This window comes from Microbacterium sp. lyk4-40-TSB-66, assembly GCF_030209475.1.
Classification (GTDB): domain Bacteria; phylum Actinomycetota; class Actinomycetes; order Actinomycetales; family Microbacteriaceae; genus Microbacterium.
The window spans coordinates 75,079-87,238 of record NZ_JARVRW010000013.1 but is presented as its reverse complement, the minus strand read 5'-3'; the positions used below and the strand labels follow the sequence as shown (position 1 = coordinate 87,238).

10 protein-coding genes are annotated in these 12,160 nt (G+C 69.0%); 9 read left to right on the top strand and 1 reads right to left on the bottom strand.

Annotated elements, in window-relative coordinates:
• The first annotated feature begins 151 nt into the window (after positions 1–151).
• The 7 genes from QRO03_RS15285 to QRO03_RS15255 all read left to right on the top strand — a co-directional run bounded on the left by QRO03_RS15285 (position 152) and on the right by QRO03_RS15255 (position 8,357).
• A complete protein-coding gene (locus QRO03_RS15285; protein WP_285138342.1) occupies positions 152–1,366 on the top strand; it encodes an MFS transporter in 1,215 nt (404 codons plus the stop codon).
• A 136-nt stretch (positions 1,367–1,502) separates the two neighbouring features.
• Complete coding sequence (treS, locus tag QRO03_RS15280) at positions 1,503–3,746, top strand: maltose alpha-D-glucosyltransferase (protein ID WP_285138348.1); 2,244 nt, start codon at positions 1,503–1,505, stop codon at positions 3,744–3,746.
• A 32-nt stretch (positions 3,747–3,778) separates the two neighbouring features.
• Positions 3,779–4,330, top strand: a complete 552-nt coding sequence (locus tag QRO03_RS15275; protein ID WP_285138341.1) for a GIY-YIG nuclease family protein — start codon at positions 3,779–3,781, stop codon at positions 4,328–4,330.
• Positions 4,331–4,422: 92 nt separating this feature from the next.
• Entirely contained in the window at positions 4,423–5,097 is a 675-nt protein-coding gene (locus QRO03_RS15270; RefSeq protein WP_285138340.1) for a hypothetical protein, read from the top strand.
• Positions 5,098–5,158: 61 nt separating this feature from the next.
• A complete protein-coding gene (gene coaE, locus QRO03_RS15265) occupies positions 5,159–5,761 on the top strand; it encodes a dephospho-CoA kinase (RefSeq protein ID WP_285138339.1) in 603 nt (200 codons plus the stop codon).
• An 89-nt stretch (positions 5,762–5,850) separates the two neighbouring features.
• A complete protein-coding gene (gene uvrB, locus QRO03_RS15260) occupies positions 5,851–7,920 on the top strand; it encodes an excinuclease ABC subunit UvrB (RefSeq protein ID WP_285138338.1) in 2,070 nt (689 codons plus the stop codon).
• Positions 7,921–7,934: 14 nt separating this feature from the next.
• Entirely contained in the window at positions 7,935–8,357 is a 423-nt protein-coding gene (locus tag QRO03_RS15255; RefSeq protein ID WP_285138337.1) for a VOC family protein, read from the top strand.
• Positions 8,358–8,381: 24 nt separating this feature from the next.
• Here the strand turns inward: QRO03_RS15255 and QRO03_RS15250 are convergent, their stop codons facing one another.
• Entirely contained in the window at positions 8,382–8,618 is a 237-nt protein-coding gene (locus tag QRO03_RS15250) for a hypothetical protein (protein ID WP_285138336.1), read from the bottom strand.
• Between the two features lie 35 nt (positions 8,619–8,653).
• On the opposite strand from QRO03_RS15250, the gene QRO03_RS15245 reads away from it, so the two are divergent.
• Together QRO03_RS15245 and uvrA are read left to right on the top strand one after the other, a co-directional pair.
• Positions 8,654–9,088 carry a MarR family winged helix-turn-helix transcriptional regulator gene (locus QRO03_RS15245; protein ID WP_285138335.1) on the top strand — a complete coding sequence of 145 codons (435 nt, stop codon included), beginning with the start codon at positions 8,654–8,656 and terminating at the stop codon, positions 9,086–9,088.
• Between the two features lie 89 nt (positions 9,089–9,177).
• Positions 9,178–12,147 carry an excinuclease ABC subunit UvrA gene (uvrA, locus tag QRO03_RS15240; RefSeq protein WP_285138334.1) on the top strand — a complete coding sequence of 990 codons (2,970 nt, stop codon included), beginning with the start codon at positions 9,178–9,180 and terminating at the stop codon, positions 12,145–12,147.
• Positions 12,148–12,160: the final 13 nt, after the last annotated feature.

Genomic DNA, 12,160 nt, shown 5'->3' with positions numbered 1-12,160 from the left:
CCGGACTTCCTTTAGACGAAATGGCCACCCAACGCCGGGTGGCCATTTCGCATTTGTACGCATCATGGCATCAGCGCCGGTGCGTGATCCCCAGCCGGGATCACGCACCGGCGCTTCGTCGTACCCACGCTGCGGAACTAGGCTCGAAAACGTGACCGACTTCACTGGCCACGTCCCGGGCGGTCGTGAGTATCGCCGCCTCTTGATCGGGCTGTTCTTCGGTGGCGTCGCGACCTTCGCGCAGCTCTACGCCACACAGGCTGTCCTGCCGGCGATCGCCGCCGATGTTCCTACGACTCCGTCGGCGGCGGCTCTGACCGTGTCGGCGTCCACCCTGGGCCTCGCCGTCGCCGTCATCCCCTGGTCGATCGTCGCCGACCGCGTCGGCCGAGTGCCCGCGATGACGATCGGTCTCATCGCCGCGACGATCTTCGGGGCCGTCACGCCCCTGGCCCACGATCTCGGCCTCCTTCTCACCCTGCGTCTGCTCGAGGGCGTTGCGCTCGGCGCGGTGCCGGCCGTCGCCCTCGCCTACCTCAGCGAAGAGGTCGACGCGCGCTACGTCGCAGCGGCAGCGGGCTCCTACATCGCGGGGACCACGGTCGGCGGGCTCAGCGGCCGCGTGGTCTCGGGCTGGGTGGCGGAGGCGATCGGATGGCGGTGGGGGGTGGCATCCGTCGTTCTGTTGTGCGTGATCGCGGCGATTCTCTTCCTGACCCTCGTGCCGGCGTCCCGCGGGTTCGTGCCGGGGCGTCTCCGCACGACACCCGGCCCGTCGGTCCGCCGGCGTCTGTGGATCAACCTGCGGTCGCCGGCGCAGCTCGCGCTGTACGCGCAGGGCTTCCTTCTGATGGGTGCCTTCGTCGCGGTGTACAACTACCTCGGGTTCCATCTGATCGCGCCGCCGTTCGCGCTCGCGCCCACCGTGGTGACGTTGCTGTTCCTGGCCTACCTGGCCGGCACCGTCTCGTCGCCCCGCGCGGGCGCCCTCGCGGTTCGCTACGGACGGCTGCCCGTGCTGCTCGTATGCTCCGTCGTGATGGCGGCGGGCGCGGCGCTGATGTTCGTGCCCGCCGTCATCACTGTCGTCGTCGGGCTCGTCGCCTTCACCGCGGGATTCTTCGGTGCGCACGCCGTGGCGTCCGGCTGGACGCCGGTCGCCGCGCATCCGGAGGCGCGCGCCCAGGCATCCTCCCTCTATTACCTGGGGTACTACGCGGGCTCGAGTCTGTTCGGGTGGGCGCTGGGCATCGTCTTCGGCGCGGCCGGGTGGCCGTGGTTCCTCGGAGCCGTGCTGGCCATGTGCGTTCTGGCCATGGCGCTGGCGCTCTGGGCGCTGCGTCCGGCGTCGTCGCCCTCGCAGTGACGGGGCAGTCAGTGCTTTCCGCGCCCAGGTCAATGCCTCGGCGCATCATCGTCCCGACCGACTAGCGTCGAGGAGGACGTGAGGGAGGTCGCGAGTGGACGATGCCGGCGAGCGCAGCATGACGGACGACGAGATGATGGGGTCGACACCGGTGGATGCGGAGGACGCGGTCGAGAACCTGTCCGAGATCAGCTACGACGAGCAGCGATATCCGGCTCGGCCGAGGCGCCTGCGCCCGCGGGACCAGTTCCGCGGCGGTACGTTGCGCCGTTTCCTCACGGATCCGCGCAATGCGAACGGGCTCAACCCGTCCTACGTCGAGTGGCTCGTGCGGCAGTCGATGTTGAAGGATGCCGACGTCCTGAGCCGTCAGCTGTCGGGTCAGCCGTCGATGTGGCGCAACCCGTACGCGCGTCCCGACGCGCGGCGGGCCATCGAGTCGACCGACGTGTGGTTCACGGCGTATCCCATCTCGCTCATCACCCGACCGGGGGAATCCTTCCTCGAAGCCTTGGGCGATGAGGCGCTGTGGGAGGCGTTCGAGTGGGTGGGGATCAACGGCATCCACACGGGCCCGGTCAAGCGGGCGGGCGGAATCACGGGATGGCAGGAGACGCCGAGCGTCGACGGTCACTTCGACCGCATCAGCACGCAGATCGACCCGGAGTTCGGCGACGAGAACGCCTTCCGGCGCGTGGCCGATGTCGCGGAGTCGCACGGCGGCAGCGTGATCGACGACATCGTCCCCGGTCACACGGGTAAGGGCGCCGACTTCCGCCTCGCCGAGATGGCGTACAAGGACTATCCGGGGATCTACCACATGGTCGAGATCCCCCGCGAAGACTGGGAGCTGCTGCCCGAGGTGCCCGCCGGGCGAGACTCCGTCAACCTCGACGCCGACACCGAGCGCGAGCTGAGTGCGCGCGGATACATCATCGGCGAGCTGCAGCGCGTCATCTTCTACACGCCCGGCGTGAAGGAGACGAACTGGAGCGCGACGGCACCCGTCGTCGGCACCGACGGTCTCGAGCGCCGGTGGGTCTACCTGCACTACTTCAAGGAGGGGCAGCCCTCGATCAACTGGCTCGACCCCACCTTCGCGGGGATGCGTCTGGTCATCGGCGACGCGCTTCACTCCCTGGGCGACCTCGGTACGAGCGCTCTCCGACTGGATGCCAACGGCTTCCTCGGCGTGGAGAAGAGCGCGGAAGGTCTGCCCGCGTGGTCGGAGGGGCACCCGCTGTCGCACGCGGCCAACCACATCATCGCCGGCATGGTGCGCAAGGTGGGCGGCTTCACCTTCCAGGAGCTCAACCTGACGATGGAGGACATCCGCGACACCAGCGCGGTCGGGGCCGACCTGTCGTACGACTTCGTCACGCGCCCGGGGTACCACCACGCCCTGGCGACGGCGAACACGGAGTTCCTCCGCCTCGCCCTCAACACGGCGCTGGAGACCGGCGTCGAGCCGGTGCAGCTCGTGCACGGCATGCAGAACCACGACGAGCTGACCTACGAGCTCGTCCACTGGGCGACCACGCACCGCGACACGCTCTATCCGTTCCGGCACGTCGAGCACTCGGGGGCGGAGATCGCCGAGATGGTGCGCGCCGAACTGACCGAGAAGCTGACGGTGGACGCCGACTACAACCTCGTCTTCACCCAGAACGGCATCGCCTGCACGACGGCATCCCTGATCGCCGCCACGCAGGGCAAGGCGACCCTTGACGACATCGCCGAGGCCGACGTCCCCGCCATCCGTGACGCGCACCTGCTGCTGGCGAAGTACAACTCCTGGCAGCCCGGGGTGTTCGCCCTGTCGGGATGGGACCTCACGGGCTCTCTCACGCTGCCCGCCGACGAGGTACGCCACCTCATCTCCTCCGGCGACACCCGCTGGATCGAGCGCGGTGCCCACGACCTTCTCGACGTGGCCCCCGACGCCGCGTCGTCGATCTCTGGGATGCCGCGCGCCCGCTCGCTCTATGGGTCTCTCGGAGACCAGCAGGCGGACCCGCAGTCGTTCCTTGCGGGGCTGCGCGGCGTGCTGCGCATCCGCGGTGAGCACGGCATCGCGATCGCGTCGCAGGTCGACATCCCCCAGGTGGGGCACCCGAGCATGCTCGTGATGGTGCACCGACTCGACGGCGGCGACCGTCGCGCCGAGGACGCGCCGCTGCAGATCACCGTGCTGAACTTCTCGGCCGAGACGATCGAGGGCACGGTGCGCTCCGAATACCTCGTCCCCCAGAGCACGGCGGTGGATGCCGATTCCGGCGACGTGCTCGGGCGGGTCGACGAACTGCAGAGCTTCTCGATCGAGCTCGGACCGTACGCGGGTCTCTTCCTGGTGATGGAGGGTCCCGAGAGCGACGAGTGATCGATGTCGGGGGTCGGGCGTAGCGTGAGCGCATGTCCGCCCCCGTCTGCCTCGTCGACACGTGCGCCGGCGCCGTCGACCCCGCGGCGCCCGTGCCCCTGTGCGACTGGCACGCCGCCGTCAGCGCCGAGTGGACGACGGCGCACGACGGCGTGACCGACGTCCTGCCGACACCGTGCCGGCTGTGCGGATCGCGGCTCGGTGTGCGGTGGCCGAGCGGGTGGCTGTGCGCGGTGTGCGAATGGCGGCACGGCGACGCCGTCGATGACGAACTGCCTCCGCCTCGCGTCGACGTCGTGTACTACCTGCGGTTCGAGGACCGCATCAAGATCGGCACCACCGCGCGGCCGCGCCAGCGGCTGGCCGCGATCTGGCACGACGAGCTCCTCGCCTTCGAGCAGGGCGACAGGCTGGTCGAGCGGCGCCGTCATGCGCTGTTCGCCGACGAGAGGTTCGGTCGTACGGAATGGTTCCGGCGGTCCGCGGCCCTCGACGCCCACGTCGCCGGTGTCGCCGCAGGCGTCGACGACCCGTGGGCGCGGTACGCCCGGTGGGTGAGCGAGGCGATCGCCCGGCGTGGGTGAGGGAACATCTGTCCGTGCGGGCGGCAAGCCCTCCCGGGTGCTGCGGCGGGCCGTCTAGCGTGGGCCGCACACGATGTGGGAGGTAAGGCACCATGGGATTCCTCGATCGACTCTTCGGGTCCGGCGACGAGTCGCCGCAGCGCTCGGCCGCATCGCCGGCGCCGCGCGGCGCGGCGAGCGGATTGCGCGACGCCGACGGCCGATACGCACCGCCACCGGCCGGCGGCGGTGAGCCCGTGGCATCCGGCTCCGACGAGGACCGACAGGCCGTCGACCGCTACCGCTACCTGTTGCGCACGGCCCCGCCCGAGACGGTGGAGCAGGTGCACGCCGAGGCGTTCGGCAAGCTGACGCCCGCGCAGCGTCAGCAGGTGCTGCAGGACCTCTCTTCGGGGCTCGCACCTTCCGAGCGTCCCGCAGACGACCGGCCCGAAACGCTCGCGCGCGCCGCGACCCGTGCCGAGTACTCGCAGCCCGGCTTCATGGAGCGCACATTCGGGGGCCGGTCGTTCTCGGGCGGCCCGGGCTTCGGCTCGATGCTGGGCGCGTCGATGCTCGGAACGATCGGCGGATACGTCGTGGGCTCGGCGCTCGTGGGCGCGATGTTCGACCCGGGATACGACGCGGGGTACGCCGATGGTGCCGGGGCGGGCGAGGCGGGTGCGGGCGATGCGGGGGCCGTCGACGCCGGCGGGGTGGACCCCGGCGCGGGCGGTGACGTCGGAGCGGACTTCGGCGGCGACTTCGGGGGAGACTTCGGCTTCTGAGGGCGTGGGGTCGGGCGGCCGGGTCCGGTCTCCTGCGCCCGCGGTGTGGCATCCTCGTCGAATGCCTCTTCTCGCGCTGACGGGCGGAATCGCCTCGGGCAAGTCCACCATCGCGACCGCTCTCGCCGCCCGCGGAGCCGTCGTCATCGACGCGGACGCGATCGTCCGCGAGGTGCAGGTGCCCGGATCCCCGGTGCTGGCGGCGATCGCCGCGGAGTTCGGCTCAGGAGTTCTGCGCGATGACGGTGCGCTCGATCGCCCGGCGCTCGGCGCTCTGGTGTTCGGTCACCCCGACCGGCTCGCCGCGCTCAACGAGATCGTGCACCCCGCCGTGCGCGTCGAATCGCAGCGGCGGTTCGACGAGGCCTTCGCCGCCGATCCGGATGCCGTCGTCGTCTACGACGTGCCGCTGCTCGCGGAAGCACGGGCCGGGGATGCCTGGGACCTGGTCGTCGTCGCCCATGCGCCGGTGGAGGAACGTGTGCGCCGCCTCGTCGAGATCCGCGGACTCAGCGAACGGGATGCGCGCGCCCGAATCGGATCGCAGGTCGGTGATGCGGAGCGTCTCGCCCTCGCCGACGTGGTCATCGACACGGGGGCGAGCCTGGATGCCACTCGGCGCCAGGTCGACGACCTCTGGGACCGCGTGACGCGCCCTCGCTGACGGGCGGAGAACGCCTTCCGCGCCCTCGTGCTCGCGCCCGGCGAACACAACCCGCCCCCGATGTCGGAGGTCCCGCCTACGCTGGAATCATGCAGGCAACGCGTTCGGTCCGTCCCTTCGAGGTCATCAGCGAATACTCGCCCTCCGGCGACCAGCCGCAGGCGATCGCCGATCTCGCCGGTCGCATCAACGCCGGCGAGACCGACGTCGTGCTGCTGGGTGCGACCGGTACCGGCAAGTCGGCGACGACGGCCTGGCTGGTCGAGCAGGTGCAGCGCCCCACGCTGGTGCTCGCGCACAACAAGACCCTCGCGGCGCAGCTGGCGAACGAGTTCCGCGAACTCATGCCCAACAACGCCGTCGAGTACTTCGTCTCGTACTACGACTACTACCAACCCGAGGCCTATGTGCCGCAGACCGACACCTTCATCGAGAAGGACTCCTCGATCAACGCCGAGGTCGAGCGTCTGCGCCATTCGACCACCAACTCGCTGCTGTCGCGCCGCGACGTGATCGTCGTGTCGACGGTGTCGTGCATCTACGGCCTCGGTGCGCCCGAGGAGTACCTGCGCGCGATGGTCGCTCTGCAGGTGGGGGAGCGGTACGACCGCGACGCGCTCATCCGCAAGTTCATCTCGATGCAGTACAACCGCAACGACGTCGATTTCTCGCGCGGCAACTTCCGCGTTCGCGGCGACACGATCGAGATCATCCCGGTGTACGAGGAGTACGCGATCCGCATCGAGATGTTCGGCGACGAGATCGAGGCGCTCTACACGCTGCACCCGCTCACGGGCGACGTCATCGAGAAGATGGCTTCCGTGCCGATCTTCCCGGCGTCGCACTACGTCGCCGGCACCGAGACGGTTCAGCGCGCTATCGGCACGATCGAGCACGAGCTCGAGGAGCGCCTGAAAGAGTTCGAGTCGCAGGGCAAGCTCCTCGAGGCGCAGCGTCTGCGCATGCGCACGACCTTCGACCTCGAGATGCTGCAGCAGCTCGGTTTCTGCTCAGGCATCGAGAACTACTCGCGTCACATGGACGGTCGCATGCCCGGCGATCCGCCGCACACGCTGCTCGACTTCTTCCCCGACGACTTCCTCCTCGTGATCGACGAGTCGCACGTCACGGTGCCGCAGATCGGGGCCATGTACGAGGGCGACGCGTCGCGCAAGCGCACGCTGGTGGAGCACGGGTTCCGGCTGCCGAGCGCCATGGACAACCGCCCCCTGCGGTGGGATGAGTTCAAAGAGCGCGTCGGTCAGACCGTCTACCTGTCGGCGACGCCGGGTCGATACGAGATGGGCATCGCCGACGGGGTCGTCGAGCAGATCATCCGTCCGACGGGTCTGGTGGACCCCGAGATCATCGTGAAGCCGTCGAAGGGCCAGATCGACGATCTGCTCGAAGAGATCCGTGTGCGCGTCGAACGCGACGAGCGCGTGCTCGTCACGACCCTGACCAAGAAGATGGCGGAAGAGCTGACCGACTTCCTGGGGGAGCACGGCGTGCGGGTGCGGTACCTGCACTCCGATATCGACACCCTCAGACGCGTCGAGCTGCTGACCGAACTGCGCGCCGGTGTCTACGACGTGCTGGTGGGCATCAACCTGCTGCGAGAGGGGCTCGACCTGCCCGAGGTCTCGCTCGTGGCGATCCTCGACGCCGATAAAGAAGGCTTCCTCCGCAGCGGGACGTCGCTCATCCAGACCATCGGACGTGCGGCGCGAAACGTCTCCGGCGAGGTGCACATGTACGCCGACAAGATCACCGACTCGATGCGCAACGCGATCGACGAGACCGAGCGGCGTCGCGAGAAGCAGGTCGCGTACAACACCGAGCACGGAATCGACCCGCAGCCGCTGCGGAAGAAGATCGCCGACATCACCGAGGTGTTGAACCGCGAAGCCACCGACACGAGGAAGCTCCTCGCGCGCAACGACAAGGCGGGCAAGGGCAAGTCGCCGACACCGTCGCTGCGCAGGACGGGGATCGCCGCCGAGGGCGCGGATCAGCTCGAATCGACCATCGCCGATCTCACGCAGCAGATGCTGTCGGCGGCGGCGGAATTGAAGTTCGAGCTCGCCGGGCGTCTCCGCGACGAGGTGCAGGACATGAAGAAAGAGCTTCGAGCGATGGAACGTGCCGGGCACGCCTGAGCCCGCAGCCGCGCATGGACCAACGGATCACCCTCGTCACCCTGGGAGTGCGCGATCTCTCGCGCTCGATCGCGTTCTACGGCGCGCTCGGATGGAGGGCGCACCCCTCGTCCGTCGAGGGCGAGGTGGCGTTCTTCGATACGGGTGGTCTCGTCGTCGGCCTTTGGAGTCGCGATCAACTGGCCGAGGACTCGGGCGTCGACGACGGCGGCGGGTGGGGTGGCGTGACCCTGGCCCACAACGTCGACGAGGCGGAACAGGTCGACGTGATCCTGTCCGGGGCCGTGGCGGCGGGGGCGCGGCTGGCGCGGGCGGGTGCACCGACACCGTGGGGTGGGTACTCCGGAGTCTTCGTCGACCCCGACGGACACCCGTGGGAGATCGCGGTCAACCCGGGATGGCCGTTGGACGAGGCGGGGCGCCCGCAGCTCGGGTGACGGCCGACCGGCAGGTCGCCTGACTCAGGGGCAGTGCAGCAGGGGCTTCGGCCCGGACCGGTCGACGCTGTGCTCCGTCATCGGGTGACCGCACAGGGGGCACGGGCGGCCCGTGCGGACGGGCTCCGGCGTCGTCTCGTAGGGGCCGACCGAAGCGGGTCCGGCGACGCGGATGAGTCGCGTATTGAGGTACTGGTACCAGCCGCCCGCTTCGCGCACACGCTCACGGAGCGGTGGGCGATCGGCATCCCTTCGTGTCATGATTATTAGTGTACTAACTATTGAGGAGGTCGGGCGTGCAGGATCCGTTGGAGCTGGAGAACCAGGTGTGCTTCGCCCTCGTCACGGCAGCGCGCAACGTCGTCTCGATCTACCGTCCCGTGCTCGAGCCGCTCGGCCTGACGCACCCGCAGTATCTGGTCATGCTCGCCCTGTGGGAGCGGTCGCCGCGCACTCTCGGGGCGCTGGCCGCCGAGTTGGCGATGGAACCGGCCACGCTGTCTCCGCTGGTCAAGCGTCTCGAGGCGCAGGGGCGGGTCGATCGCACCCGCCGCACCGACGACGAGAGGGTGCTCGACATCGCGCTCACCGACGAGGGGCGCGCGCTGCGCGAATCTGCGCTCTCCGTCCCCGGCCAGATCATGGCGCGGGTGGGTGTCTCGGAGGAGGCGCTGATCGCTCTCCGTGACGGGCTCGCACCGTTCGCCGGCGGTATCCGCGCGGGGGAGTGACGCCCGCCGGGCGCCGCCGCACTCTCGCACATCCGTGCGCCCGGGGCGAACCCGGGGCCGATGTCGGAGGCCCGACCTAGACTTAACACGTGCCGATCGTTCCCGTTTCTTCGCCCTCCTCGCCCGCCACCTCAGGTACGAGCGGAAAGCTCAGTGTGCGTGGCGCGCGCGTGCACAACCTCAAGAACGTCGACCTCGACATCCCACGTGACTCCCTCGTCGTCTTCACCGGCCTGTCCGGCTCGGGCAAGTCGAGCCTCGCCTTCGACACGATCTTCGCCGAGGGCCAGCGCCGCTACGTCGAGTCGTTGAGCGCGTACGCGCGCCAGTTCCTCGGGCAGGTCGACCGCCCCGACGTCGACTTCATCGAGGGACTCAGCCCGGCGGTCTCGATCGACCAGAAGTCGACCAACCGCAACCCGCGCTCGACGGTCGGCACGATCACCGAGATCCACGACTACATGCGTCTGCTCTGGGCGCGCGTCGGCGTTCCCCACTGCCCCGACTGCGGGGCGCGCATCCAGCGTCAGACGATCCAGCAGATCGCCGACCAGCTGATGGAACTGCCGGAGCGCACCCGATATCAGATCGTCGCCCCCGTCGTCTCACAGAAGAAGGGCGAGTTCGTCGACCTCTTCAAAGAGCTCAGCGCCAAGGGCTACGCGCGCGCGGTCGTCGACGGCGATCTGATCCAGCTGGCCGAGCCGCCGACGCTGAAGAAGAGCTACAAGCACGACATCGCCGTCGTCGTCGACCGACTCGTGGCATCCGGAGACAACCTCAGCCGTGTGACCGACTCGGTCGAGACGGCGATGGGTCTCGCGGGCGGCATCATGCAGGTCAACTACGTCGACGAAGAGGGCGACGACGCCTGGCAGTCGTTTTCCGAGAAGCTGTCTTGCCCCAACGGGCACCCGCTGCAGCTCACCGAGATCGAACCGCGCACCTTCTCGTTCAACGCCCCCTTCGGCGCCTGCCCGGTCTGCTCGGGGCTCGGAACGCGCATGTCGGTCGACGTCGACCTCATGCTCGGCGACGAGGAGCTCTCGATCCGCGACGGCGCGATCCTGCCGTGGACGACGCAGGGCAAGGGCCTCTTCCAGTACTACGAGCGCCTCCTCGAGGGACTCGCACGCGACCTCGACTTCTCGCTCGACACCCCGTGGAAGAAGCTGTCGCACGACGTGCAGCAGGCGGTGCTGCGCGGCGAGAACTACAAAGTCACGGTCAAGTGGAAGAACCGCTACGGCCGCGAGATGCGCTATTCGTCGGGTTTCGAGGGTGTCGTGCCCTATATCGAGCGCCAGTACCTGCAGGCGGAGTCCGACGCGCAGCGCCAGCGCTGGTCGGAGTACCTGCGCGAGGTCCCGTGCGCCGTGTGCGACGGCGACCGCCTCAAGCCCGAGGTGCTCGCCGTGCTGGTCGACGGCACCTCCATCGCCGCGGCATCCCGCATGAGCCTCGCCGACGCCCGCGCATTCTTCTCCGAGCTCACCCTCACCGACCGCGAAGCCACCATCGCCGCGGCGGTGTTGCGAGAGATCCGCGCGCGCCTCGACTTCCTCCTGCAGGTGGGGCTCAACTACCTCAGCCTCGGGCGCGCGGCCGGCACCCTTTCGGGCGGCGAGGCGCAGCGTATCCGTCTCGCCACGCAGATCGGTTCCGGCTTGACGGGCGTACTGTACGTGCTCGACGAGCCGTCCATCGGACTCCACCAGCGTGACAACCGTCGTCTGATCCAGACGCTCGAGACCCTCCGCGACCTCGGCAACACCCTCATCGTCGTGGAGCACGACGAAGAGACCATTCACGCGGCCGACTGGGTGGTCGACATCGGACCCCGCGCCGGCGTCGACGGTGGCAACGTCGTGCACTCCGGGCCGCTCGCCGAGCTGCTGACCGACGAGGGATCCCTCACGGGTGCCTACCTCTCCGGTCGTCGCGCGATCGAGGCGCCGAAGAAGCGTCGCAAGATCGACAAGAAGCGTCAGGTCACCGTCGTCGGCGCGCGCGAGAACAACCTGCAGAACGTCACGGTCGACTTCCCCCTCGGCGTGCTCACCGCGGTGACCGGCGTGAGCGGATCGGGCAAGTCGACGCTGGTGAACGGCATCCTGTACGAGGTCCTCGCCTCCAAGCTGAACGGCGCGCGTCGCGTTCCCGGCAAGCACACGCGCGTGACCGGTCTCGACAACCTGGACAAGGTCGTGCACGTCGACCAGGCCCCCATCGGGCGCACCCCGCGCTCGAACCCGGCGACCTACACGGGCGTCTTCGACCGCATCCGCACACTGTTCAGCGAGACCCCCGAGGCGAAGGTCCGCGGCTACCAGGCCGGTCGGTTCAGCTTCAACGTCAAGGGCGGCCGCTGCGAAGCGTGCTCGGGCGACGGCACGCTGAAGATCGAGATGAACTTCCTGCCCGACGTGTACGTCGACTGCGAGGTCTGCCACGGCAAGCGGTACAACCGCGACACCCTGTCGGTGCACTACAAGGGCAAGAACATCGCCGAGGTGCTCGAGATGCCGATCTCCGAGGCCGCGGAGTTCTTCGAACCCATCCAGGCGATCCACCGCTACCTCAAGACCCTGGTCGACGTCGGTCTCGGCTACGTCCGCCTGGGCCAGTCGGCCACGACCCTCTCGGGCGGCGAGGCTCAGCGCGTGAAACTCGCCACCGAGCTCCAGCGCCGCAGCAACGGCCGTTCCATCTACGTGCTCGACGAGCCCACGACGGGTCTGCACTTCGAAGACGTGTCCTTGCTGCTGAAGGTGCTGAACGGTCTCGTCGACAAGGGCAACTCGGTCATCGTCATCGAGCACAACCTCGACGTCATCAAGAGCAGCGACTGGGTGATCGACCTCGGACCCGAGGGCGGCGCCGGCGGCGGCACCATCGTGGCGACCGGCACCCCCGAGCAGGTCGCGAAGGTCGAGGGAAGCCACACCGGCGCCTTCCTCGCCGAGCTCCTCGAGACCGGGCGCACGGGGACGCAGCGCAACGCCCCCTCACTCGACGCGGACAGCGCCGAGCGGGAGCTCGTGAGCGCGGTGGGCTGACCCGTGGCATCCC